The organism is Cupriavidus sp. YAF13 (genome assembly GCF_052113425.1).
GTDB lineage: Bacteria > Pseudomonadota > Gammaproteobacteria > Burkholderiales > Burkholderiaceae > Cupriavidus.
The window spans coordinates 130,945-154,590 of sequence record NZ_JBFRDD010000003.1; the positions used below are offsets into that span (position 1 = coordinate 130,945).

At 63.4% G+C, this 23,646-nt stretch carries 20 protein-coding genes and 4 pseudogenes; 15 read left to right on the forward strand and 9 right to left on the reverse strand.

The window, feature by feature from the left end; genetic code table 11:
* Nucleotides 1–144: 144 nt before the first annotated feature.
* Complete coding sequence (locus AB4061_RS04050) at nt 145–813, reverse strand: PAS domain S-box protein (protein ID WP_441631125.1); 669 nt, start codon at nt 811–813, stop codon at nt 145–147.
* Between the two features lie 427 nt (nt 814–1,240).
* Between AB4061_RS04050 and AB4061_RS04055 the strand changes: the two genes are divergently transcribed.
* Entirely contained in the window at nt 1,241–1,894 is a 654-nt protein-coding gene (locus AB4061_RS04055; RefSeq protein WP_441631126.1) for an alternative oxidase, read from the forward strand.
* A gap of 82 nt (nt 1,895–1,976) precedes the next feature.
* Here the strand turns inward: AB4061_RS04055 and AB4061_RS04060 are convergent.
* Nucleotides 1,977–3,569, reverse strand: a pseudogene (locus AB4061_RS04060) (2-isopropylmalate synthase); the annotation flags it as partial.
* A gap of 591 nt (nt 3,570–4,160) precedes the next feature.
* Between AB4061_RS04060 and AB4061_RS04065 the strand changes: the two are divergent.
* The gene (locus tag AB4061_RS04065) at nt 4,161–5,252 is read left to right on the forward strand and encodes a branched-chain amino acid aminotransferase (RefSeq protein ID WP_441631128.1); all 1,092 of its coding nucleotides are present in this window, start codon (nt 4,161–4,163) and stop codon (nt 5,250–5,252) included.
* Between the two features lie 148 nt (nt 5,253–5,400).
* Here AB4061_RS04065 and AB4061_RS04070 read toward each other — a convergent pair whose 3' ends face one another.
* Nucleotides 5,401–6,285, reverse strand: a complete 885-nt coding sequence (locus AB4061_RS04070; RefSeq protein ID WP_441631129.1) for an IclR family transcriptional regulator — start codon at nt 6,283–6,285, stop codon at nt 5,401–5,403.
* Nucleotides 6,286–6,417: 132 nt separating this feature from the next.
* Between AB4061_RS04070 and AB4061_RS04075 the strand changes: the two genes are divergently transcribed.
* The 5 genes and pseudogenes from AB4061_RS04075 to AB4061_RS04095 all read left to right on the forward strand — a co-directional run.
* Nucleotides 6,418–7,194 (forward strand): enoyl-CoA hydratase/isomerase family protein, encoded by a 777-nt coding sequence (locus AB4061_RS04075; protein ID WP_441631131.1) that lies wholly within the window; start codon nt 6,418–6,420, stop codon nt 7,192–7,194.
* Nucleotides 7,195–7,203: 9 nt separating this feature from the next.
* A complete protein-coding gene (locus tag AB4061_RS04080) occupies nt 7,204–8,412 on the forward strand; it encodes a CaiB/BaiF CoA transferase family protein (RefSeq protein WP_441631133.1) in 1,209 nt (402 codons plus the stop codon).
* Nucleotides 8,413–8,443: 31 nt separating this feature from the next.
* Entirely contained in the window at nt 8,444–9,610 is a 1,167-nt protein-coding gene (locus tag AB4061_RS04085) for an acyl-CoA dehydrogenase family protein (protein WP_441631135.1), read from the forward strand.
* 155 nt (nt 9,611–9,765) lie between these two features.
* Nucleotides 9,766–10,767 carry a Bug family tripartite tricarboxylate transporter substrate binding protein gene (locus AB4061_RS04090; protein WP_441631137.1) on the forward strand — a complete coding sequence of 334 codons (1,002 nt, stop codon included), beginning with the start codon at nt 9,766–9,768 and terminating at the stop codon, nt 10,765–10,767.
* Nucleotides 10,768–10,939: 172 nt separating this feature from the next.
* Nucleotides 10,940–11,035, forward strand: a pseudogene (locus tag AB4061_RS04095) (LuxR C-terminal-related transcriptional regulator); the annotation flags it as partial.
* Between the two features lie 161 nt (nt 11,036–11,196).
* Here AB4061_RS04095 and AB4061_RS04100 read toward each other — a convergent pair.
* Nucleotides 11,197–11,391: a hypothetical protein gene (locus tag AB4061_RS04100; RefSeq protein ID WP_441631139.1), complete on the reverse strand. Its 195-nt coding sequence runs from the start codon at nt 11,389–11,391 to the stop codon at nt 11,197–11,199.
* Nucleotides 11,392–11,414: 23 nt separating this feature from the next.
* Nucleotides 11,415–12,107, reverse strand: a complete 693-nt coding sequence (locus AB4061_RS04105) for an NnrU family protein (RefSeq protein ID WP_441631141.1) — start codon at nt 12,105–12,107, stop codon at nt 11,415–11,417.
* A 513-nt stretch (nt 12,108–12,620) separates the two neighbouring features.
* Between AB4061_RS04105 and AB4061_RS04110 the strand changes: the two genes are divergently transcribed.
* Complete coding sequence (locus tag AB4061_RS04110; protein ID WP_441631143.1) at nt 12,621–13,238, forward strand: TetR/AcrR family transcriptional regulator; 618 nt, start codon at nt 12,621–12,623, stop codon at nt 13,236–13,238.
* Between the two features lie 72 nt (nt 13,239–13,310).
* Nucleotides 13,311–14,567 carry an anion transporter gene (locus AB4061_RS04115; RefSeq protein ID WP_441631145.1) on the forward strand — a complete coding sequence of 419 codons (1,257 nt, stop codon included), beginning with the start codon at nt 13,311–13,313 and terminating at the stop codon, nt 14,565–14,567.
* Between the two features lie 150 nt (nt 14,568–14,717).
* Here AB4061_RS04115 and AB4061_RS04120 read toward each other — a convergent pair whose 3' ends face one another.
* Nucleotides 14,718–15,704 carry a Bug family tripartite tricarboxylate transporter substrate binding protein gene (locus tag AB4061_RS04120; protein WP_441631147.1) on the reverse strand — a complete coding sequence of 329 codons (987 nt, stop codon included), beginning with the start codon at nt 15,702–15,704 and terminating at the stop codon, nt 14,718–14,720.
* Nucleotides 15,705–15,930: 226 nt separating this feature from the next.
* Nucleotides 15,931–16,632 (reverse strand): annotated as a pseudogene (locus AB4061_RS04125) (GMC family oxidoreductase); the annotation flags it as partial.
* On the opposite strand from AB4061_RS04125, the gene AB4061_RS04130 reads away from it, so the two are divergent.
* The gene (locus AB4061_RS04130; RefSeq protein ID WP_441631465.1) at nt 16,521–17,063 is read left to right on the forward strand and encodes a LysR substrate-binding domain-containing protein; all 543 of its coding nucleotides are present in this window, start codon (nt 16,521–16,523) and stop codon (nt 17,061–17,063) included. The pseudogene AB4061_RS04125 and the gene AB4061_RS04130 overlap by 112 nt on opposite strands.
* A gap of 77 nt (nt 17,064–17,140) precedes the next feature.
* On the opposite strand, the pseudogene AB4061_RS04135 reads toward AB4061_RS04130, so the two are convergent.
* Both AB4061_RS04135 and AB4061_RS04140 read right to left on the reverse strand, forming a co-directional pair.
* Nucleotides 17,141–18,374 (reverse strand): annotated as a pseudogene (locus AB4061_RS04135) (MFS transporter).
* 24 nt (nt 18,375–18,398) lie between these two features.
* Nucleotides 18,399–18,689: a DMT family protein gene (locus AB4061_RS04140; protein ID WP_441631148.1), complete on the reverse strand. Its 291-nt coding sequence runs from the start codon at nt 18,687–18,689 to the stop codon at nt 18,399–18,401.
* A 346-nt stretch (nt 18,690–19,035) separates the two neighbouring features.
* Between AB4061_RS04140 and AB4061_RS04145 the strand changes: the two genes are divergently transcribed.
* From AB4061_RS04145 to AB4061_RS04165, 5 genes are all read left to right on the forward strand, one after another.
* Complete coding sequence (locus AB4061_RS04145) at nt 19,036–19,701, forward strand: DUF3313 domain-containing protein (RefSeq protein ID WP_441631150.1); 666 nt, start codon at nt 19,036–19,038, stop codon at nt 19,699–19,701.
* A gap of 257 nt (nt 19,702–19,958) precedes the next feature.
* On the forward strand, nt 19,959–20,609 hold the full coding sequence (locus AB4061_RS04150) for a paraquat-inducible protein A (protein WP_441631467.1): 651 nt from the start codon (nt 19,959–19,961) through the stop codon (nt 20,607–20,609).
* Entirely contained in the window at nt 20,606–21,250 is a 645-nt protein-coding gene (locus tag AB4061_RS04155) for a paraquat-inducible protein A (protein WP_441631152.1), read from the forward strand. Before AB4061_RS04150 ends, AB4061_RS04155 begins: the two co-directional genes overlap by 4 nt.
* The gene (locus AB4061_RS04160; RefSeq protein WP_441631154.1) at nt 21,237–22,907 is read left to right on the forward strand and encodes a PqiB family protein; all 1,671 of its coding nucleotides are present in this window, start codon (nt 21,237–21,239) and stop codon (nt 22,905–22,907) included. The genes AB4061_RS04155 and AB4061_RS04160 overlap by 14 nt, the downstream gene beginning before the upstream one ends.
* The gene (locus AB4061_RS04165) at nt 22,901–23,515 is read left to right on the forward strand and encodes a PqiC family protein (RefSeq protein WP_441631156.1); all 615 of its coding nucleotides are present in this window, start codon (nt 22,901–22,903) and stop codon (nt 23,513–23,515) included. The genes AB4061_RS04160 and AB4061_RS04165 overlap by 7 nt, the downstream gene beginning before the upstream one ends.
* Nucleotides 23,516–23,646 lie beyond the last annotated feature (131 nt).

Genomic DNA, 23,646 nt, shown 5'->3' on the forward strand with positions numbered 1-23,646 from the left:
GGATCGCGCGCGAGGCAAGCTGACGATCGCCAGTCTGGCTATGTTCAAAGCCAAAAGAATAAGAGTGCAGTTCCCTTCGCTGTCTGAGCAAATCTGAGCAAACCGGCGGCCCGCACCATGCGGCCTTGGTGTCAGACCCCGGCACTAGCCGTCGATCACGATCTTCTGGTAGACCCGGTAGCCCTCGCCCCGCACTGTCGATACGGGCAACCGCAGGCCGCCCACCTGCTCGACTTTGCGGCGCAGGCGCCGCATCTGGGTATCCAGTCGACGCTGGTCGTAATGGAGGTAATCCTCGCCAAGCGCTCGCACGATGGCCTTGCGCGTCACGCATTCATCGCCGCTGGCGAGGGCATGCAGGACCGTGTAATCCTGCGCAGACAGTGGAATGGGCGGGAACCCCGGCGGGGTCAGCGTAGGGGGCTTGGCGGACAGCCGCCAATGTGCTTCCACCGACGAGCCATCGGACAGCAAACGCTCCTCTGCCAGCGCGAGGGCCCGGTCAGAAATATCGCGGGCCACCGCCACCCGCTGGTTCTTGCACTCGGACAAGCGTGCCGACCACATGATGTGCGCGATACTGCCGTCCTTGCGCACATAACGATTCTCAAAATGACGCTGCAGATAGCCAGCCTCGATCCGCTCGACAGCCTGCAGCGTTCTCGCCCGATCCTCAGGATGGACAAAGTCAATCATCGGCGTGCCCAACATCTCCTCCGGCTGGTAGCCAAAGATGCTTTCGCAAGCCCCCGTGATGGACAGAAAACGGCCCTGGCGGTCGACGACGCAGATCGCGTCGAGCAGCAGGTCCATGACGTGCTTGGGCGGCAGTGTCGTCATATTTCTTTGTGTTTTGCAGAGCGGTGTGAGGACGAGTGCGCTACGCGCTGCCAAGCGTTGCAGGCGTGTCGCGAGCGCGAATAGTAGCAAGAAGGGTAGCAAGAAGGCAGTTCGGCCGCAGGCGGCTTTTCTGTCACACGCCTCCATGCCGGTGCGGTATCCAATCCCAGGGAAAAAAGCGGGTGACCGAGGTTCGGAATAGTGCGCTGTGGTGCACATGATGAATCCGAGTCATTCCACGCAAAGTCCGATAATCGCCCGTGACATGTTGCGAAGCAGCAAATCGCCTTGTTGCCGCTCTTTTAAAGGTGTATCGTAAATACATGTTTAGGGGGTGCGGGCCGGCCACCCACCTCTCATGAACGATCGCAATCGCAACGCTCAAAACTTGGAGCCCATCATGCAAGCCCCCATCAACCCGTCGGCAGACCTCGATACGCATCACAATGCCGCCGGCCTTTCCGACCGCGTCGCCTTGGCCATCACGATGACGTTGCGCTTTTTCGCCGATACATTTTTTGCCAAGCGCTATGGGAACCGCGCCATCGTGCTCGAAACCGTGGCGGCGGTGCCTGGCATGGTTGGTGGCATGCTGGTCCATCTGCGTTGCCTGCGCTGGATGGTGGCCGATGAAGGGTGGATTCGCACTCTGCTCGAGGAAGCAGAGAACGAACGGATGCACCTGATGACGTTCATCCAGCTCGCCCGGCCGAGCTGGTTTGAGCGAGTCGTGATCTTGCTCGTGCAGGCCGCCTTCTTCGTGACCTACTTCCTTCTGTATCTGGTGTCCGCCCGGACCGCGCACCGGCTGGTTGGGTATTTCGAAGAACAAGCTGTGATCAGCTACACCCTCTACCTAGCCGAAATCGATGCTGGTCGCGTCGAGAACGTTTCCGCCCCAGCGTTCGCGATCGAATACTGGAACCTGCCCACTAATGCCCGCCTGCGTGACGTGGTAGTGGCGGTGCGCGCCGACGAGGTCGGTCACCGTGATGTCAACCATGGCTTCGCCAACGCCCTCACAACCAGGGCAACTTTCAGTCAAGCCGAGTAAGCGGAGCCCCACGACAAAGAGATGCCCGCCTTTAAACGGCGGGCCTTTTGCCAGGTGCAATTGAGGGCATCCCTCAAGCCGGCTAGCCGGCGACAACCGCTTTGGAGAATCTCGCGGTAGCACTCAGTACCGCAAGCACCGACGCGGTAACGATGTTCGGGTGCTTTCCCACGCCGAAGCGCGAACCCGGTAAACCAGGCCATGCCGTTTCTACGATCGCCATTGCCAAAGCGTCCGCACCCGTGCTAAGGCTGCGCTCCTCGTAGCTGTCGATCCGCAATGGCAGGCCAAGGGCAGCGACCGTTGCCGCGATGGGGCCATTGCCGACGCCTTGGCGCGTCAGCACAGTCCCGTCCGGTGACGCCAGTTCCAGTTCAATGACCTGGCCCTCCGGCGTATCGAACAGACGATGATGTCGATAGGCATGACCTGCTTTGTCATCGCCATGGACGAGATAGGTTTTCTCGAAGACGGCCCAGATCTGCTCGCTGGTCAGCTCGGCTTCGCTGGCATCGGCCAGTTCCTGAACGATGGCGCTGAATTCGATCTGCATGCGGCGCGGTATCACCACGCCGTAATCGCGTTGCAGGAGAAACGCAATGCCGCCTTTGCCCGACTGGCTGTTGACACGCACGATGCTGTCGTAGGTGCGTCCCAGGTCGTGCGGATCAAGCGGCAGATAAGGAACACGCCAGATCCCGTTGGGGTCCTGCGCGGCAAAACCTTTGGCAATGGCATCCTGATGCGAACCGGAAAATGCGGTAAACACCAGATCGCCGACGTAGGGATGACGCGGGTGAATAGGCAAGGCGGTGCATTCCTCGGCAATGCGCGCGACCGCGGCAATGTCGGAAAAATCCAGTCCCGGCGCGATGCCCTGCGTGTACAGGTTCAGTGCCAGCGTCACGACATCCAGGTTACCGCTGCGCTCGCCATTGCCGAACAGGCAGCCCTCGACCCGCTGCGCGCCCGCCAGCATCGCCTGCTCGGCGCATGCGATACCCGTCCCACGGTCGTTATGCGGATGCACCGACAGCACGATATGCTCACGCCGCTCCAACCTGCGGTGCATCCATTCGATCTGATCTGCAAAGACATTGGGCGTGGAAACTTCGACCGTCGTGGGGAGATTGACGATCATGGGCCGTTGCGGTCCGGCATCCCATGCCCGGATGGCGGCATTGCACACGGCGAGCGACGCATCCAATTCCGCCATGCAGAAGGTCTCGGGAGAATACTGGAGCACCCATTCCGTTTGCGGATGTTGCGCGATCAGCTTTCCGAACAACGCGATATGGTGCTCAACCATCTCGATGATCTGCGGCACGCTCATGCCGAAGACGATTTCGCGCCAGGCCGGAGCGATGGCATTGTAGAAATGCACAATCACCCGGCGCGCGCCCTGAACACTGCGTACGGTTTCCTCGATCAGGTCTTCGCGCAATTGCGTCATGACCATCGGGGTCACGTCATCCGGTATGAGATTTGCGTCGATCAGATGACGCACGACTTCGAAGTCAGTTCTGGACGCAGCGGGGAAGCCCACCTCGATTTCCTTGAAACCGATGCGTACCAGTTCGTTGAACAAGCGCAGCTTGCGCTCGCGATTCATCGGCTCGAACAGAGCCTGATTACCGTCCCGCAGATCGGTCGAAAGCCAGATGGGGGCCTGGGAGAATCCGACGTCGACGCTCTATCAGGTAAAAGGTGGCCGCTGGGTTCCGGTAACGACGATTGGGGCCGAATGACGTGACGTTTTCCCTATTACGTGAGGGAAGTGTTAGGAGCCTGGCGATCGCGTGGCCCCCGGGTAGCAACCTGCGCCGGCTTGCGCGTTGCTGCCACCCCCAGGACCGCGGCTGGATATCGAGCCGTGGGCGGTCGCTGCCTGCAGGCTTTCGCGGCTGTCGGGGTCCCACTCAAACCAATGGGATCGCCGCACTCCTTCTTATATAGCGTAATAATTTAACATAACGTCCATGTGCCAATTGGCTTGTTGTAGCGGCTAAGCAATGTCCGTAGCGAAGGTCAATCCTTGTTAACGCCATCTTTCGAGGCCTTCATCCCTAGCTTCGAGCGAAAGTCCGAGCGAAAGTGCAGAGTGCCTGGCGATGGGGCCTGCAATGACATGGGAGACAAACTGGGCGCCAGCATGCGATCATCGATACCCTCGGATTTCACGCAAAGCCACGTGCCATGCCGGCGGCAGACAGGGGTGTTCGCTCTGCTGCCAGTCCCCAACGACAGCGAAGGAAGAATCGCGCTCATGACGCAACAAACCATTTTCAGCCTCGAACCCAACCCGAACGCGCTCGACGCGGCCACGCGGGATGCACTGATGCGCGACCCCGCGTTCGGCCGCGTCTTCACTGACCATATGGTGACGATCACCTGGCGTGAAGGACAGGGCTGGCAGGACGCCAAGGTCACCGCCCGCAAGCCGTTCTTGATCGATCCGGCGTGCTCTGTACTCCACTATGGCCAGGAGATCTTCGAGGGCATGAAGGCCTATCGTGGCGCGGATGGCGCCGTGACACTGTTCCGCCCGCTCGAGAATGCGCGCCGCTTCCAGGCGTCGGCCAAGCGCATGGCCATGCCGGCGTTGCCCGAATCGCTCTTTCTGGAAGCGATCGAGCAACTGGTGCGGGTCGACCAGGCCTGGGTGCCGCATGGCTCGGGCAGCCTCTACCTGCGTCCCTTCATGTTTGCGAACGAGGTGTTCCTCGGCATCAAGCCTGCCTCCGAGTTCATTTTCTGCGTGATCGCCTGTCCGGTGGGCCCGTACTTCAAGGGCGGCGACAAGGCGGTCTCCGTCTGGGTATCCGAGAACTACACGCGCGCCGCGCCCGGCGGCACCGGCGAGGCGAAGTGCGGCGGTAACTATGCCGGCAGCCTGGTCGCACAAAGCGAGGCCACCGCGAACGGATGCGACCAGGTGGTCTTCCTGGATGCCGCCGAGCACCGCTGGGTGGAGGAACTCGGTGGCATGAACATCTTCTTCGTGATGGACGACGGCACCCTGGTCACGCCGCCCCTTAGCGGCTCGATTCTTCCGGGCATCACCCGGGCTTCGGTGATCGAACTGGCCAGGGAGATGGGCATGGTGGTGGAAGAGCGACGGTATTCGTACCCGGAGTGGGAGGCGGACGCCCAAAGCGGACGCCTGGCCGAGGCCTTTGTTTGCGGAACGGCGGCGACGCTGGTGGCCATTGGCGAAGTGCGGTCCGCGCGCACGCGCTTCGCGATCGGCAACGGCGCCGCCGGCAACACCGTCAAGGTGCTAAGGGAGCGGCTGGTGGAGATTCAGCGCAACCAGGCCGCTGGCCCTGCCGGCTGGGTCCATCACGTTGGTTTGTAAGGGTGCCTTGCGGGACGCTTACGCTCGGGCTTACGTTCGGGCTTGCCTGATCTGCCGCTTGGCAAACGGCAGGCCAGACCGGAAGCCATCGCGCACCCCGGATTCCCGCCTCGCTGCGCCATGCCGGCCCCGCGCTAGCCGCGGGCCGTCATGCTGACTCCACGCCGTCCTCCATCCCGCATGACACGCTGATCTTCTCGATCAGACCGAGCAGCAGCGGCGCATAGCGCGCCACATCACGCGGCTTTTCGCTGGGCTTGTGCGGGAAGCTGATATTGAGTCCATACCACTGGTGGTCCGGCCCGCGGAACGCCGCGCCCACGGCGGTCAGGTGACCCGGCTGGTAGTTGGCGGTGCAATAGCCTTGCGCCTGGGACTGGGCAATGCCACGCGACAATTCCTTGTGCAAGGCCGGCCATTCGCCGCCAGCCTTCTCCGCGATCCGTGCGAGGAAATGGTCGCGCACGCCGGCCGGCACCGCGGCCAGCCACGCCATGCCGATCGAGGTCAGTTCCATGGGAACGCGCGTGCCGGGCGCTACGCGCCGGGTGCGCGATACGCTGTCGCGGCTGTGGCGCACCGCGGCCAGGTAGACCATGGCGGTCTGGTCGGGCACGGCCAGGCCGACATTGACCTTTTCCGCCTCGGCGATCTCGCGCATCAGCGGCAGGGCGATATCGGGCACCGTGGTGGCGTGGTGGAAGGCGTCCGCCAGGCTCACCACCACGGCCGCCAGCCGATAGGCGCGCTCGGTGGCGTCGTAGCACAGGAAGCCGCTGTCCACCAGCGAGCGCGTGAGGCGGCTGACGGTGGGGCGCGGCAGGCCGGTGCGCGCAGCCAGGTCCGCATTGGTCAGGCTGGAAGAGCCGACGCGGAACGCGCGCAGCAGCAGCAGGCCACGCTCGAGCGACTGACTGCCTCCGGTCTGGCGCGTGAACTGGCCGGTGCTGTGCGTGAGTTCGCGGCTCGAGGGCGATTTGACGGGGGAATCCGGGTCGGAAGCGGGGGCGGAATAGGGTTGCGGATCAGGCATGTCGTTGGCCGCAGGCCCGCCAATCCAGCGTCGGCGTGCTGCAAGTAATTTCGGTATTCGAAATTGTAGTGTAGCGCGGGAATCCGCATCGGCGAATACTGGGTGCCTTTCCACTACCCGGAGCCCTTCGCCATGACCTCGGCATCCAGCCCCGAAATCGTCCTGACACGCGACCAGCATGTTGCGCAGATCGAGATCTCCCGCCCGCCCCACAATTTTGTCGACGCCGATGTGATGCGCCGGCTGGCTGAAGCGCTGCTGCAACTTGACGAGGACGACAACTGCCGCGCCATTGTGCTGTCATCCGGCGTGGGCGCTTTCTGCGCCGGGGCCGATTTCAGCGGCGCCGATCAGGGCAGCGTCTCGCGCGACCCATCGGCCTTCTACGCACAGGCCATGAAGCTGTACCGCAACCGCAAGCCCATCGTGGCGGCTGTTGCGGGTGCCGCGATCGGCGCGGGGCTGGGCCTGGCGCTGGTGGCGGATTTCCGCGTCACATGCCGTGAAGCGCGCTTCAGCGCCAGCTTCAACCGGCTCGGTTTCCATCCCGGCTTTGGCATGAGCGTGACGCTACCGCGCCTGGTCGGCGAGCAGCAGGCCGCGCTGCTGTTGTACACGGGCAGGCGTATCGACGGCGAGGAAGCGGTGCGCATCGGTTTGGCCGACGAACTGGTGGCGCAGGCCGAGGTGCGTGCCCGCGCGCTGGCGCTCGCGCACGATATCGCGGCCTCGGCGCCGCTGGCCGTGGAAAGCACACGCGAGACGCTGCGCCTGGGGCTGGCCGACTGCATCGTGGCGGCCAACCAGCGTGAGCTGGCCATCCAGCGCGTGCAGTTCGCCACCGCGGATTTCCGCGAAGGCGTGGCGGCGATGGCCGAGCGCCGCGCGCCCGTCTTCCAGCGCCGCTGAGGGGGCCGCATGCAACATCAGAAACCCGTCTGCGCCGGCCCGCTCGAGGGAATTCGCGTACTCGACCTGACTTCCGTAGTGCTGGGCCCCCTGGCCACGCAATCGCTGGCCGACCTTGGCGCGGACGTCATCAAGATCGAAGGGCCGGAAGGCGACCTCATGCGCGCCAACGGCGTATCGCGCAACGCCGGCATGAGTTCAATCTACCTGGCGCTCAACCGCAACAAGCGTTCGGTGGTGCTGGACCTGAAAACGCCTGCGGGCRCTGCGGCGCTGCGGCGCCTGATCGCTGGCGCCGATGTGCTGATCCACAATATGCGCGTGGCCGCCATGGAGCGGCTGGGCTTTGGCTACGCCGCGGTGGCAGCGTTGAACCCGCGCATCGTCTACTGCGTGGCCACCGGCTTTGGCCAGGACGGCCCGCACCGCGACAAGCCGGCCTTCGACGACATCATCCAGGCCGCTTGCGGGCTGGTGTCGCTGGGCGCGGTTGCTGGCAGCCGGCCGGAGTATGTGCCCAGCCTGATCGCCGACAAGACCACCGGGATGGCGCTGGCCAACGCGGTGATGGCAGCACTGCTGTACCGCGAGCGCCACGGCAGCGGGCAAGCGGTGGAGGTACCAATGCTGGAAACCATGGCCAGCTTCGTGATGGCCGAGCACCTGGCGGGGTTGACCTTCGAGCCCGCCACCGGCGCGGCCGGCTATGCGCGCCTGCTGCAGGGCGGACGGCGGCCAGCGCAGACCGCGGACGGCTGGATCTGCGCGCTACCGTACACGGACCGTCACTGGAAAGCCTTTTTCCACGCCGTGGGCCGCGACGACCTGGGTGACAAGTACAACATCGCCAGCCGCGCGCAGCGCAACGTCCATATCCGCGCGCTGTACCAGCACCTCGCGGAGATCACCCCGACCCGTACCACAAAGGAGTGGATGGCGCTGTTCGAGACGCTGGATATCCCCGCCACGCCAATCTATACGCCAGACGAATTGCCGACGCATCCACACCTGGAAGCGGTCGGGCTGTTCCAGCAGACCGAGCATCCCACCGAGGGCCCGTTGCGCGAGATGCGGCCCACGACGCGCTTCTCCGCCACGCCGCTGTCGCTGCGCCGCCACGCGCCCACGCTGGGCGAGCACACCGATGAAGTGTTGCGCGAAGCCGGGCTAGCCCCTGAAGACATCGCCCAGCTGACACGCGGCCGGGACGCCGGCTGAAGCGGCACGCAAACAATAAAGGAGACATTGCATGAACTTCGTACTGGATGAAGAACACCAGATGCTCAAGGACCTGGTGGCGCGCTTCGTGCGCGAGCAGTTGATCCCGCTCGAAGCGGGCGTGCTGGCCCGCGAGGCAGAGGGCGGCCAGCTCACGCTGCTGCCGCAGGAGCAGGACAAGCTGGACGGGCTCTCGCGCGAGCTAGGCCTGTGGGGCCTGGATGCGCCGGCCGAGATGGGCGGCGCCGACCTGCCGGTGGTGGCCATGGTCGGCGTCAACGAGGAACTAGGCAAGACCGTCACACCCTACGACCTGCCGCCCGATTCACCGAACCTGCGCATGCTGCTCAAGACCGCCGACGCGGCCCAGCGTGCGCGCTACCTGGAACCCTACGCGCGCGGCGAGACCATTTCCGCCATCGCTATTTCCGAGCCTGGCGCCGGCGGCGACCCGGCCATGATGACCACCCGTGCCGAGCGCAACGGCGACGACTGGGTGCTCAACGGCCGCAAGATCTGGATCAGCCGCGCCGCCCGCGCCGACTGGACCATCGTGATGGCCGTGACCGACAAGACGCGCGGCGCCCGCGGCGGCATCTCCGCCTTTCTGGTCGACCGGGGCACGCCCGGCTTCAAGGTAGAACGGCGCATCCCCATGATCGGCGGCGCCTCCACCTACGAGGTGGTGCTGGAAGACTGCCGCGTTGCGCACACGCAGCTGCTCGGCGTGGAAGGCCAGGGCTTCGCGCCGATGCAGGCACGGCTGTCCAGCCGGCGCGTGCAGATGGCGGCCTGGTGCATTGGCCGCGCCCAGCGTGCGCTTGACATGCTGTGCGAGTACGCGCCGCAGCGCCGCACCTTCGGCGCCGCGCTGGCGGACCGGCAGGCAATCCAGTGGTGGGTGGCCGATGCCGCCACCCGCATCCACGCTTGCCGTCTGATGACTTACGAGGCCGCGGCACGCATTGACGCCGGCGACGAGGCGCGTACGCAGGTCTCGATGATCAAGGTATTCGCCACCGAGATGGCTTGGGACGTGATCGACCACGCGATGCAAGCCTTTGGCGCGATGGGCATGACCAAGGAAATGCCGTTGCAGCAGATGGCCAACGAGACGCGCTTGATGCGCATCTACGAAGGCCCGTCCGAAGTGCACCGATGGGTTATCGCGCGGGATCTGCTCGGCCTCAGGCGTTAGCCCGCCGCAAAAGCGAACCACTGAACCACTGAACCACTGAACCACTGAACCACTGAACCACTGAACCACTGAACCACTGAACCACTGAACCACTGAACCACTGACGCACCCGCACTGGCGGACCCCACTGCCAGGCGGAAGACCAAGGAGACAACATGACCCCAACCGTGAACTGTTCCCGGCGCCGCTTCGCTATCCTGGCCGGCACCGCCCTCGCAGCTAGCCTGGCAGGCGCGCCTTTCGCCGCGCTGGCGCAGCCGCAGGCATTTCCCACCCGGCCGATCCGCTTTATCGTGCCGTTCCCATCCGGCAGCGGTACCGACATGACCGCCCGCATGTTCGCCAAGAAGATCGGCGAGCTGACGGGGCAGGGCGTGGTGGTGGAGAACAAGCCGGGCGGCAATGGCTTTATCGGCGTGCAGACGCTGCTCAGCGCGCAGGCCGACGGATACACGGTGTTTATCGGCAGCAACTCCACGCTGTCCACCAATGCCGCCACCTTCCGCAAGCTACCTTACGATCCACTGACCGACTTCACGCCCATCACGCTGCTGTCGCGTGGGCCATGCCTGATCATCGTGCCCGCCAGTTCGCCGTACCACACGCTCAAGGCGCTGGTGGAGGACGCGCGCAAGCGGCCCGGCGCGCTCAACTACGGCACCGGCTCGGTGTCGTACACGCTTTACAGCGAATGGCTGAACGAGCAAAGCCGCATGAAGACCACTGCCGTGCCTTACAAGGGCGCGGGCGACGCGATCAACGGCGTGATGGCCGCCAACGTGGACTTCGCCGTGGTGGATGCCAGCGGCGCGATTGAGCTGGTCAAGGGCGGCAAGGTACGCGCGCTGGCCTACACCGCGCCTCAGCGCTCGCCGCTGCTGCCGGGCGTGCCGAGCGTGGCCGAAGCCGGCGTGCCGGACTTCCTGGCCTACAACTGGGTGGCGGCAGCGGTCTCCGCCAAGACACCCGCGCCCATCGCACAACGCCTTGGCGAACTGTTTGCCCAGGCCGGCGCCGCCGACGACGTCAAGGAGTATTACCAGCGCCAGTCCACCTCGCTGATCCTGTCCACGCCGGCAGAGCTGCGCGATTACCAGAAGGACGAAATAGCGCGCTGGAAGCGGCTGGCGGCGATCGCGAAGATCGAGCTGCAGTAAATAGAGCGCGCAGGGGGATCATGCCCCGTCGCTCGTCCTCCCCGCGCGGCCCTCTCCTTGGCACGTCCGCGGCAAGTGCCTTGACCTCCGCGATTGCGTCGCATTTCTGGTACCTTTTGAAGGCCTGTCTAGCCTGAAAGAAAAGGTTGGGCGATGGATGTAGATGGCTCAATTATCGGTGGATACGGTCAACTTTCATATCAAGAACGCAGTGCGCAAGTTGAACGCCACCAATAAGACCGGAGCCGTGGTACGGGCGGCCATGCTAGCCTGCCACACTAATTGCACTTTGCCAGGCGGGGTCCTCCTGGCTTCGGAGTCTGCTGTGTCGACCAGAAACATGGGCTGGCGGTATTCGTGGAGTGGTTCGAGGCGCTGATGCGGGCGTACCTGGGCGCCTGACAAGCGTGGAACAAATTAAACCTGTCACTACTTCATCATTAAATGCGTCAGTCGATACGGGGAAAGCGCGCTGGCGTCTGAAATCCGCGGTAACGCAGCGAAATCCCGCCCCGCAGCAGCGTCACCCGTTACGACGGCAACCTGATTTTGTGCAAACGTTTCGCTCAGCAGCTTTATCAGGAGTGCGCTTGTAGCCGGGGTGAACTCGGACGGATGGATCATGGCCCGGTTGCTTGCCGCCGCTGCTACAGCCAGCGCCAGATGCCCGCGGCCCAACCGGCGAGGGGGAGATGAGCCCAAGTTGCTGCGAGCCAGACGACGAGGCCGCCCAAAAGCGCGTGCAAGCCGAACCCGCCGAGCCGCGCACGGCCAGCGGCGATCGCCGCGAACGGCAGATAACTCGTCTTCGACTCCCATGCGGGCCAGAGATCGGGCTGGAGCTGCTCCTTCTTCCGGTCCTGCAGCGCGGCGCCGACGAGCGCGAGGATGACCATGGCCGCGGCGACTATGATGTTCTTGGCCACCGGGAACACCGCGATGTGGCACAGCCCCCAAAGGGCGAACGACCACATCATTGGGTGGCGCGTCACCGCGAACACGCCGCGCGCCGCTTCCGGGAACGCGCCGAGCCGACCGCCGGTGGGAAGCGCCGGGTTGCGGATCAGCGAACCCATCAGGAGGACCGACGCGATCAGCATGAGTGCGGTCATCACCGCCCAGAGGCCGTTCCCTACCGGCCATAGTGGTGCCGTCAGGGGCGCCTTTCGGTATGCCAGGATCAGCCAGCCGAGCGTCAAGACCGCAACCAGCGAATAGACGCCCTGGAACCCTGCTTCGCCAAGCGTGCGGACCAACCCCCTGCGCAGCGGATGGGACAAGAGAAAGTGGCTGCCCACGAAGGCGACTGCCGCCACCGCAACTGCGTTGGTGCTTCCCATTGGACCGGCTCCTCAAGTCGTATCGTGGGCTGACCGTATCGCCCCCAATTCGCGAAGATGCGTGGCCGGACTGATTAGACGCTGCCGGCATGGGGCGTGCTTCGCGATGGGGGGGCTTCATTTGGATATTCCGCCATCGCAATGCAAGCCGCCATCGAGCAGTCGGGCATTTGCCCATGTCACATATGCAGCGGCCAGTAATGAAGATTACTACTTGGGTGTCGCAAAAGCCAAGTTGACCATCCCGATTTCAGTTGCTTCCCACTCTCGTTTTCGGTGATTGACTAACCGAGTTGGAGGGGAACGCGTGGCGAGCTTTCTCGCAGCCTTCTCCGCCGCATCGTGCGCTTTCCCTTCCTTGCCGACGCCGTCCACCTTGGCATGCATGTGCTGAACGGCCGCTTCCTCGCGAGGCACCGCTGCAAACAATATATAAATATTGTTTTTGGCCGGGATTCCGGTTATGTTGGAGAGTTGGTTAGGCGGGACAAGCCCCCGCTGTGGAGATAGACAATGGAGAACACGGTACGGTCGGAGCGGTCCCGCCAGATCATCCTTGACGCGGCAATCGCCATCCTCGCGCGCGAGGGCCCTGGCCGGCTCACAATCGATGCCATCGCGCAAGAGGGCGGGATCAGCAAGGGGCGGGTGATGCACCAGTTCCGCACGAAAGCGGCCGTGGTGGAGGCGCTGCTGGACCAGCAGATCGAGTACTTCGACAAGTTCGCGAAGGACTACCTGGCCACTGCTGGCGCCGGGAATCCCGAGGCCCAGCTGTCGGAGCAGATCCTGGCGTTTCGCGAATCCGTCTCCCATCCACAGTCGCTGGTCTTTGCCATCCTCGGCTCCATTGCCGAGAATCCCGAGCTGCTGTCTGCGGTCAGGCAGAAGACGGCCGAGAAGGTGGTGCGCATCAAGGAGGAGGCGGAGGATCCCGATCTGGCGCTCCTGCGCTGGCAGGCTGCCCAGGGGATGGTGCTCGCAAAGATGCTGGGGCTCTGCCCGCTTGCGCCAGAGGAGCGCGACCGCTTGTTCGACCGGCTGCTCGACAGCCAGGCCTGGTCAACGCAACCCAAGGACAAGCCAAAGCCAAAGCCAGAGGCCAAGGCCAAGCCCCGGCAAAAAAAGTAGTCCGCGCTCGCCGGCGTCTAAGCCAACATCGAGCACTGGATCCACTTCAACGGGGCTGACCCGCGCAACCAAATGACTGCCACCATCGTCACCATCTTTCTCGTCGTCTACCTGGGGATGATTCTCGGTGGGCTCCCATTCCTGCAACTGGACCGGACGGGCGTGGCACTGCTTGGTGCGATTGCCTTGATCAGCGTCGATGCCGTGAGTCTGGAAGAGGCAGCGGGCTCCATCCATCTGCCGACCGTGATCCTGCTGTTCTCCTTCATGGTGGTGTCAGCGCAGATGCGGCTGGGTGGCTTCTACGACTGGGTTACGCACCGGTTCGTCTCATTGTCATTCAGCCCGCCCGGCCTGCTCGGGGCGCTCATCTTTGGCGTCGCGGCGCTGTCGGCCATCTTCAGCAACGACATCGTCTGCCTGGCCGTCGCCCCAGTGTTGATCGATGCCTGCCAACGGCGGCGCCTCGATCCAATGCCCTATCTGCTGGCGCTTGCCTGTGCCTCCAATATTGGCTCCGCCGCCACATTGATCGGGAACCCACAGAACATGCTGATCGGCCAGACGTTGCGCATGCCGTTTTTCGCCTATGTTGGCGAGGCGATGGTGCCAGTCACCTTTGGTCTGTTGGCAACATGGGTATTGATCACCTGGCAGGTAAAGGGTCGCTGGTCGGCTCCCGCAAGCGTTGCGGGAGCGGTCGATGAGGCGGCACGGCGTACCGACGAAGTGCCGCTGGACCGCTGGCAGACCACCAAGGGCCTCGCAGTTGCGGCAGTGCTACTGGTGGCCTTCCTTGTCGGGCCCTGGCCGCGCGAGCACGTGGCGCTCATCGGCGCGGGCGTGTTGTTGATGAGCCGCAAAATGCATTCCGCGCGCACACTCGGCCTCGTCGACTGGGAACTCCTGATCCTGTTCATGGCGCTCTTCGTCGTCAATCATGCGCTACAGCAATCCGGCGTCACCGCCGCCGTCATCGCCGACCTCGCCGCTGCCGGTCTTCACCTCGACCAGCTTGCGCCGCTATTCGGGGCCACCTTTGTTCTGTCGAACCTCGTATCGAATGTGCCGGCCGTGATGCTGCTACTGCCGCTGGCGCATCACGAGATGTCTGGACCGCTCCTTGCCTTGGTCAGTTCGCTGTCCGGCAACCTGTTCATTGTCGGTAGCATCGCGAACATCATCGTCGTGGATGCCGCGGCCAGGCGCAACATCCGAATCGATTGGCGTCGCCATGCGACAGTGGGTGTCCCGGTCACACTCGTGACCCTGGCGATATCCGCTGGCTACCTGGCCCTTCGCGTGCATTTCGGTGCTTCGGGGGGATAGCGGTAGACCCTGCTGCCATGTTCATTTGCGTGGCCGGATGCGTCCCCTATGCGCCTTGATCGTCGGACGTGCCCCTGCCGAAAGCTTCGCAGGCGTCGGCGCGGGCTCGCCCATCTGCAGCGCGATAAATCCCCGTTGCGGCTCCCCCCTTTACTCGGCGCGAATATTGGCCCGTGCCGCCAGCGCCCGCATCTCAGGAAGTTCCTTCTCGGCGCGCGCCTTGACCGCCACGCCGTTGCCGTAGGCGGGCGTCAGGCCGAGTTCAAGCATCCGGCTTTTGATCGCGGGCGCCGTCGCAACTTCCGCCAGGGCCTTCTCTAGCTTCTCCTGCACCGGTGCCGCAAGTCCGGCGGGCGCCAGCAGCGCGAACCACGACCCCATCTGGAAGCACGGATAGCCGCTCTCGGCCACTGTGGGTACCTGGGGCAGCGCGGGCTGCCGCTGCGCTGACAGCACCGCTACCGGCTTGATCTTGTGATCCTTGATCAGTGGCAGGCTGGCGACCACGCTATCGACCGCAACCTGAACCTGACCGCCGGCCAGCGCGGTCAGGCTTTGCGCGCTTCCGTTAAACGGTACGTGAACCATATGAACGCCGGTGGCCGACTTGAGCATCTCGCCGCCGAAATGCACTGAGGAGCCGGTACCGAACGAGCCATAGTAGAACTTGTCAGGCTGAGCCTTGGTCTGGATCACCAAGTCCTTGAGCGAGGTCACCGGAATCTCGGCGTTGACCAGCAGCACCAGGCTCAAGTCGGCGATCATCCCAAGCGGCGTGAAGCTCTTGGCCGGGTCGTAGTTCAGGTTTTGACGAATCGTCGGGTTCAGTGTGAGCGTGGTGCTCGAGCCAAGCAGCAGCGTGTAGCCGTCTGGCGCAGCCTTAGCCACCTGGGTGGCGCCGATCGCCGTGCTGGCACCGGGCTTGTTCTCGACCACGACGGCCTGGCCAAGCTTTTGCGAGAGGCCCGCCGCAAGCAGTCGGCCCAGCACGTCTGTGGCGCCGCCGGCGGCAAACGGCACGACCAGCTTGATCGGACGGTCGGGATAGGACTGCGCCTGCGCAGCGACCGGCGCCGTGGCCAGCATCACCGTCAGGCCGGTGCCTACAAAAAGGGGCTTCAGAGAAATTTTTGTCATCGGTGGATCAACTCCCTGCCTACGGTTCGGAAATACGGTTCAATTCAGGCGAGCGCCTTGAAATGATCAAGCGCCGCTCTTGGTATGGCCACGCCGATCACTCCGAACGCCCGCCCGTTCCCGGGCAGAACAGTGTTCCATACGTGGGTCGACATTCGATGCAAAAACCAGCCTTGCCTGGGTCAGGTTTGGATGCAAATCGACAACGGGGAAACCGTTTTAGGCGCTAGGCTGCGTCACGAATCCATCCAGCAGCTCTTTCTGCCATCATCAAGGTTGGGCTATTCGTATTGCCGCTGGTGATCGTTGGCATTGCGCCAGCATCCACGACTCTTAGGCCTTCCACTCCGCGGACCCGCATCCGTGAATCGAGAACCGCCATTCGGTCCTTGTCATCGCCCATCTTGGTCGTCCCGACGGGATGGAAGATCGTCGTTGCTATGTCGCCGGCCAGGCGGGCGAGGTCGTCGTCCGTCTGGAATTGGCTTCCAGGTTTCCACTCTATAGGGGAGTACCGCCGCAGTGCGTCCTGAGAGGCGATGTTCCTTGCGACCCTGATAGAGTCGGCTGCAACCTTCCTGTCGGTCTCTGTTGTGAGATAGTTTGGCGAAATCGCCGGTGCCACCTTGAAGTCGGGGCTCTTGAGCTTCACGGTTCCCCGGCTTGTCGGATTGAGATTGCAAACGCTTGCTGTGAACGCAGGGAACGCATGCAGCGGTTCACCGAATGCTTCCAGAGAGAGCGGCTGTACGTGGAACTGAATGTTGGGCCAGATTTGGTCTGGCGAGCTCGAGGTGAATACGCCTAGCTGTGAAGGTGCCATGCTCATGGGGCCACTACGCCGCGCCACATATTCCAGCCCGATCTTCGCTTTGCCCCAAAGACTGGCAGTCAGATGATTCAGCGTCTTGGCGCCTTCGATTTTGTAGCCATGTCTGGCAGCAACCCTTGTTGCAGTTTTCCTATCTCGTCGTAGGACCGCGTAACTGGGCAGCCAAGATACATGGCCAGGACTGGCGCGGACTAGCTGGCCTTCCGTGGCTGAAGACGCCGCCACAATCAGTCCATCATCGCTTGCTCGCATCGGTCTTCGGCCCGGGTTCCATGACCGGCGTAGAGCCTGCGCGGGTCGCCATGGTCGATCAGGAGGCGTCCATGATTGACTTGGTCAAGTCCGGTATCGGGTTGTCACTCATGCGTGACTCGATTGCCATGCGTGAACAACAGGAGCACGGACTAGTCGTTGCCGATCAAGCGAAACTCGACTGTGTACTCACATTCATTTGCTTGCACAGTCGCCGTGAGGATTCTGTCGTTGAGGCTTCGCGAAGCGCTCTTGCACGTGCTTGGTCGTTGTAGCTTGCCGTACCTCAACCTGATCCACGTCCAGCTTGATCGTTTCGAAGCCGGAAGCTATCGTCCGATCGGACGCGTGATCAGGGCGCGATCCCGAGACCATTTCGGCACAGCCGCGATGACATGCTGAAGCGGTAAACGACGAGTCCAATGGCAGCGATGATGCTCAGAGCGACAAAAGCGGCGCTATAGCCAAAATGATGCGCGACCCAACCAGCGAGCGCGGAACTCATTGCTGCGCCCAGCCCCTGGATCGCCATCACGGCGCCAAGGCCTGCATTGACGTGCCCAGTGCATTGCAGGATACGAGCCACGAGTCCTGGCAACGCGACGCCCAGCAGGCCCGCCCCGATCCCATCGAGGACTTGCACTGGAATCAGTGCCCAGGGTGATTCCCAACCTGCGGCAATCAGGCCGCGCAGCGGCAGAGCCAGCATAGCTGCCATGATCAGCGACCAATATCCGTGACGGTTGGCATACCGCCCAGCCAATAGCGCCACGGGAATCATGACCAGTTGGGCCACGACGATGGTCGTTGCCGTAAAGACGCTCGGGTCGGCCAGTCCGCGAGCGACGGCCGCTTGCGCGAACAAAGGCAGCATCGCAGCATTGCCCAAGTGGAACAACAGCATCGTGACTGCAAGCAGGCGCAAGTCGCGCGAATCCAGCAGGGCCCGTAGCAAAGGGGGGGCGGAACGTTGTCTCGCGCAGAAGAGTTTGGACCGGACTCACCGCCACGGGCCAGTTCGTGGTCGATATCCTGCGGTCGAATCTTCCACAGACAGGCGAGTGCCGCGCACGCCATCAGCATCATCAGAACGAGCACGGCGGAGAGCCCCCAGCGGTAGCCCGCGAGCCCGGCCACTGCTGCCGCGGCCACATTGCCGGCATGGTTCCAGGCCTCGTTGATGCCCAACTGCCGGGGCACGTCTTTCTGGCCGACGATGCCCAGGGTCATGCCATGACGGCGGTACCCATCAATGCACCAGCAACGGCCGTGACGATTTGCGAAGCGACAGCAATGCCGAACGAAGGTACCTTCCACAAGACCATCGTGGCGAGAATGAGCACGATGGTGCTGCCCGCCAGAAGCAGTCGCTTGTGGCGTGACGCATCGACCCATGCACCCATTGGCGTGGTCGCCAGCACGCCTGCAATGCCGCCCGCAGCCATGACGTAGCCGATGTCATCGGCTCGCCAGCCGCGGCCGGCCAGAAGCACGCCGAGGAACGGCCCCAGTCCGTCACGGACGTCGGCCAGGAAGAGGTTCAGGCCAGAAAGCCACCTCCGCGAGCTGGCGTGCGTCGAGGGCATGAAAAGCATTGCCATCATCGTTTCCTAGTGCAATGGGCCTTTGAAAACGAAGAAGGCACCCAAGCAGATGAAGCCAAAGCCCAGCAGATGGTTGAGTGTGAGCCGCTCGCCGAGATAGACCACGGAAAAGACGGCAAAGACAACCAGCGTAATGACCTCTTGCATCGTCTTGAGTTCTGCAGCGCTGTAGATGGCGTGACCGATCCTGTTGGCGGGAACCGCGAAGCAGTACTCGGCCAGGGCGATTAGCCAACTCACCAGCACCACCAGGTAAAGCGGGCGGTCGCCGAACTTGAGGTGGCCATACCAGGCCATCCCCGACCTCCCTCCCTGGCTTGTCTTCGGTCACCTGTTGGCTCCAAAAAAACAAACCGACTGTATTGTTTGCAAATTGATTGCGAGACGCTATACTGCGTCGCAAGGCAGCTCTCGCTACGTCACAGTCCTGCACTTCCGTGGATCACGCTAAACACCGGCGCTTTCTGGCGCTGTGGATGCGTGCGCCTGTCTGCAGCGGGGAGGGGCTGCTTCACAGTTCAGGAAACAGAACCAGAGTCGACCATCGCTTGGATTCACAAGCATGGCGCATCCACTAAATGGCCTCTGACCTCGCATTCCATAGCGAACGTGGTCCGTCGGCAAATCAATGAAGGGATTTCAAATGCTCGCCTCCAATACAACGAACCGACTCCTGCTGATCGCACTATTTGCCGTGGTCATGACGGGTTGCGCGAGCACAAAGCCCGTGGCCTATTCCGGCATTTCATCGTCAACCGTGCTGACAACCAACGCCAAAGAGGAAGCCGAGCGCATGCCGTATAGCTATGCGACGGCGGTGGACTGGCGGAAATACACGTCGGTCATCGTTGACCCGGTTGAAATCTACAAAGGCCGCGACCATCAGTTCGACGATATGTCTGCTGACGATAAAGCCGCGCTCGCGAGCTACATGCAATCGCAATTTTCCGAGAAACTGAAAACGCGCTTCGCGATCGTGAACAGCCCGGCCCGGGACACGTTGCGCCTGAAGCTGACATTGACCGGTGCGAGCGCCACTACCCCAGTCCTCGGGCCGTTGTTGCGCTTCGACATTGCTGGCGGGCTCTACAACGGGGTGCAGGCAATCCGGGGGCGAGAGGGCGCGATGACGGGCTATGTCATCTACGCCGTCGAGATCTTCGATGCGCAGAGCAATCGGCTTCTCAAGGCGTACATCACCAAGCAATACCCGAATGCCATGAACGTTGTCGCCAATTTCGGCGCATTGACTGCGTCCAAGACCGGCATCGACAAAGGCGCGGACGCGCTCGTGGAACAACTCCGGTGACCACGTCGCCGCCACGCGTCACGCTTGCCGGCTGGCTTTAAGCCGGGCAGCAAGCGGCATCCGCCGGAGCTGAGTCATGGACCTCAGGAGTTGTGCCGCCATTGTCGTCGCATGGGTGGCGCTTTGCATTGGCTGCGGCTGGATAGCTGGCCGGATGGCGCAGTGGCTGGCAATGCCGTGATCCGCGTAGTTGAGCACAACACATGCCGCTTCTCTTTGCCATGCGCGAGTCTGCCTTGCGCCTGCGAGCTACTGCAATGCCCCCGTTTACAAAGCAAGACGTGTCGGCTCGCCCAGCGAGCCTCGCGCACCTGGTCGCCTGCAAATACTGTGACGCTGTCCATCAGCGAGCTGGTCTCGCCGAGGGCGAACGCGCACTGTGCCGACGTTGCGGCGGTCTGTTGTATCGCCAGAGTCAGCGCGCCTATCACCGCCAGCTGCCGCTGGTGGTGACCGCACTGGTTCTTTTCATTCTCTCGGGCGCCTGTCCCATCGTCGAGATGGATCTCAAGGGCGTGCGCTCGCAGACCTCGCTGTGGGGCGCGATACAGGCCCTCTCGACCGGCCAGATGGTGCCGGTGGCGATCCTGGTGTTCGCTACCACCATCCTGTTTCCTTTGGCCGAGATGCTGATGCTGCTCTACCTGCTGGCCCCGATGGCCCGGCGCCGGGTGCCGCCGGGATTCGGTCGTCTCGTCCGCGCCATCCAGCAGGCCAGGCCGTGGGGCATGCTCGAAGTCTTCATGATCGGCGTGCTGGTCACACTGGCGAAGCTCTCGACCATTGCCCAGGTGCTGCCGGGCGTTGCGCTGTGGTCGCTCGCTGGGCTGATGATCGTGCTCGCCGTGATGCTCTGTTTCGACCCGCGCGACCTCTGGCGGTACCCGGGGGAGCAAACGCCACGATGACAATCACGACCGCTACGACCGCTACGACCGCGGCCTCGCTGGGCCTGCTGTCCTGCCACGCCTGCGCCGCGCTCAGCCCGCGCGATCTGGCGGGCGAACCCTGCCCGCGCTGCGGCGCCATCTTGCACCATCGCAAGCCGCAGAGCCTGACCCGCGCCTGGGCCTTCCTGCTGGCGGCCTACATGCTCTATATCCCTGCCAACCTGCTGCCGGTGATGGTGACGCAATCCATCTTCGGCACGCAGCGCGACACCATCTTCTCCGGCGTCATCTATCTGTGGATGTCGGGCGCCAGGCTGCTCGCCATCATCGTACTGATTGCGAGCATCGTCGTGCCGCTCTTGAAGCTGGCGATCCTTACCCTGTTGCTGATCACCGTGCAATTGGGCTCAGGCTGGCGCATCCACCAGCAGACCCGCCTCCATGGCCTGGTTGAGCTGATTGGACGCTGGTCGATGCTCGACATCTTCGTGGTCGCGCTATTGGCTTCGCTGGTACGGGCCGGCACGCTGGCGACCATTGTTCCGGGCGGCGGGGCGATTGCCTTCGGCTCCGTGGTAGTGCTCACGATGATGGCTTCACTAAGTTTCGACCCACGCCTGCTGTGGGATTCGCTGGATGCAAGTCATGTCCGATCCTGAGGCATCCGTGCCGCTTCTGCCTTCTTCCACCTTGCTGCCGCCACCACAGCCGCCGATGCCCGGGCCGGAACGCCGGCAGCGGGGGCGCTGGATACCCTCGCTCGTCTGGCTGGTCCCCATTGCCGCTGCCGTGATCTCGCTGTGGTTGCTGATCCACACCTTGGCCGAGCGCGGCCCAACGGTCACGGTGAGCTTCCGCTCGGCCGACGGACTCATCCCCGGCAAGACCCCGGTGCGCTATAAGGCCGTGGATATCGGCCTCGTCAAGTCACTGCGGCTGGCGCCGGACCGCTCGCATGTCGTCGCGACGATCGAGCTGACTAGCGACGCCGAGAGTTTCTCGAGCCAGGACACCCGCTTCTGGGTGGTGCGCCCGAGGATCGCCGTCTCTGGCATCTCGGGCCTGGAGACGCTGGTGTCCGGCTCCTATATCGGCGTGGACGCCGGCAGGTGGGCGGTGCGCAGACGCGCCTTCACCGGGCTGGAAGCACCGCCTGTTGTCACCACCGATGCCTCCGGCACGCAGTTCGTGCTGCGCGCCGCGGACCTTGGCTCGCTCGATATCGGCTCTCCGGTCTACTACCGGCGTGTGCAGGTCGGGCAGGTGGTGGCCTATCGGCTCAATCCCGATGGCCGTGACCTGTCCGTCCGGGTGTTCATCAACAAGCCCTATGACCAGATGGTCACCGTGGATACGCGCTTCTGGCACGCCAGCGGCGTCGATATCAAGCTCGACTCGGGCGGGTTCAAGCTCAACACGCAGTCGCTTGCCACGATGTTGCTCGGTGGCGTTGCCTTCCAGGCGCCGGACGATGCCAAGGCTGCAGCAGTGGCAGGAGAAAACACCCAGTTCATGCTCGCCAGCGACCAGGCCAACGCCTTCAAGGCCTCCGACGAGCTTGCGCCCACGCTGGCCGTGCTCTACTTCGACCAGTCCGTGCGCGGCCTGTCTCCCGGCGCTCCGGTTGACTTTCGCGGTATCGCGGTGGGCCAGGTTCGATCCATCGGGATCGAATACCAGCGCGACAAGAAGGCCTTCCGCATGCCCGTCATCGTGGAACTATATCCTTCCCGCATTGGCTTATCCGCGCGCGACCTCGCGGATAAGCCCCACGCCAGGGGCATCGCCGATGTGCTGAACAAGCGCGGCCTCCGGGCGCAGCTGCGCACCGGCAACCTGCTGACGGGCCAGGTCTTTGTGGCGTTTGATTTCTTCGCTAACGCGCCACCGGTCAAGCTCAGCCTGGACACCCCCGTGCCCGAGCTCCCCACCATACCCGGGGCATTCGACGAACTGCAGGCCAAGTTGGGGGACATCGTTTCCAAGCTGGACAAGGTGCCGTTTGAGCAGATCGGCCAGGACCTCCGGACCACGATGGCGTCACTGGACAAGATGCTGAGCAACGCCGACAAGCTGGTGGCCCAGGTCAACGGCGACGTGATGCCGCAAGTCGCCACCGTGCTGCGGGATGCGCACCAGACACTGCAGGTGGCCAATGGCGCGCTCGACGCAAACGCGCCGATGCAGCAAGACGCGCGCCGCATGCTGCAGGAGTTGACGCGCACCGCCATCTCGCTGCGCACCTTGACCGATTATCTGGAAGGGCACCCGGAAGCCGTGGTGCGCGGCAAGACGGAGCAGGAGGCACCATGGTGAGGCGCTTCAATCCGCTGCGGCTGGCCGCGGGTGCGGTGATCGCCTTTGCCGCTGCTGTGCTGGCCGGCTGTGCTTCGCCGCAGGCGCGGTACTACACGTTGTCGCTGCCGGCACTGGCGCGTCCCGCGGCCACGCCAGCGCCCGGCCAGGCCACGGCGCCTGTGTGGATCGAAGTGGCACCCGTTCGCGTGCCGGAGCGCGTCAACCGGGTCAATCTTGTCCTGAGCGACGGCAATGGCAGGCTCAGGCTATTGGCGCAGGATCGCTGGTCGGCATCGCTGCCGGATGAGTTTCGGGACGCGCTGTCCCAGCGATTGCAGGCGAGCCTGGGCGCGGTCGATGCCTACCAGCATGGCAGGTCCGGCGCGGAGCCGCTTTACCGCGTCAGCGCGGAAGTGGTGCAGATCGATGCCCAGATCGACGAACGCGTCAGCGCCATCGTCAACTGGACCGTGCGCCGAATGCCCGATGGCAGGGTGACGGTGGGCCACACACGGGCGGAGTTGGCCGCGCCGGGTGGCGTGGACGGCGTTGTCGCTGGCTATCAGCAGGTAGTGGTCAACGCTGCTGCCGATATCGCGGCGGCTGTGCGTTCGCTACGGCTGTGAGTCTCGCGCGGCGTGGCCTCTGTGGCGCATCGCCTGGTGCCTCAAAATATCAATCAATAAAATTGAACAAGTTATCCGACGAACTCATCACATCGACGGCCGGCTCTGCCATAAAGTTCAACCTATGGACG

Bases quoted from the DNA above. Each gene is read 5' to 3' on its own strand.
- AB4061_RS04050 (WP_441631125.1), bottom strand. From the start codon at position 813: ATGGACCTGCTGCTCGACGCGATCTGCGTCGTCGACCGCCAGGGCCGT.
- AB4061_RS04055 (WP_441631126.1), top strand. From the start codon at position 1,241: ATGCAAGCCCCCATCAACCCGTCGGCAGACCTCGATACGCATCACAAT.
- AB4061_RS04065 (WP_441631128.1), top strand. From the start codon at position 4,161: ATGACGCAACAAACCATTTTCAGCCTCGAACCCAACCCGAACGCGCTC.
- AB4061_RS04070 (WP_441631129.1), bottom strand. From the start codon at position 6,285: ATGCCTGATCCGCAACCCTATTCCGCCCCCGCTTCCGACCCGGATTCC.
- AB4061_RS04075 (WP_441631131.1), top strand. From the start codon at position 6,418: ATGACCTCGGCATCCAGCCCCGAAATCGTCCTGACACGCGACCAGCAT.
- AB4061_RS04085 (WP_441631135.1), top strand. From the start codon at position 8,444: ATGAACTTCGTACTGGATGAAGAACACCAGATGCTCAAGGACCTGGTG.
- AB4061_RS04090 (WP_441631137.1), top strand. From the start codon at position 9,766: ATGACCCCAACCGTGAACTGTTCCCGGCGCCGCTTCGCTATCCTGGCC.
- AB4061_RS04100 (WP_441631139.1), bottom strand. From the start codon at position 11,391: ATGATCCATCCGTCCGAGTTCACCCCGGCTACAAGCGCACTCCTGATA.
- AB4061_RS04105 (WP_441631141.1), bottom strand. From the start codon at position 12,107: ATGGGAAGCACCAACGCAGTTGCGGTGGCGGCAGTCGCCTTCGTGGGC.
- AB4061_RS04110 (WP_441631143.1), top strand. From the start codon at position 12,621: ATGGAGAACACGGTACGGTCGGAGCGGTCCCGCCAGATCATCCTTGAC.
- AB4061_RS04115 (WP_441631145.1), top strand. From the start codon at position 13,311: ATGACTGCCACCATCGTCACCATCTTTCTCGTCGTCTACCTGGGGATG.
- AB4061_RS04120 (WP_441631147.1), bottom strand. From the start codon at position 15,704: ATGACAAAAATTTCTCTGAAGCCCCTTTTTGTAGGCACCGGCCTGACG.
- AB4061_RS04140 (WP_441631148.1), bottom strand. From the start codon at position 18,689: ATGGCCTGGTATGGCCACCTCAAGTTCGGCGACCGCCCGCTTTACCTG.
- AB4061_RS04145 (WP_441631150.1), top strand. From the start codon at position 19,036: ATGCTCGCCTCCAATACAACGAACCGACTCCTGCTGATCGCACTATTT.
- AB4061_RS04150 (WP_441631467.1), top strand. From the start codon at position 19,959: ATGCCCCCGTTTACAAAGCAAGACGTGTCGGCTCGCCCAGCGAGCCTC.
- AB4061_RS04155 (WP_441631152.1), top strand. From the start codon at position 20,606: ATGACAATCACGACCGCTACGACCGCTACGACCGCGGCCTCGCTGGGC.
- AB4061_RS04160 (WP_441631154.1), top strand. From the start codon at position 21,237: ATGTCCGATCCTGAGGCATCCGTGCCGCTTCTGCCTTCTTCCACCTTG.
- AB4061_RS04165 (WP_441631156.1), top strand. From the start codon at position 22,901: ATGGTGAGGCGCTTCAATCCGCTGCGGCTGGCCGCGGGTGCGGTGATC.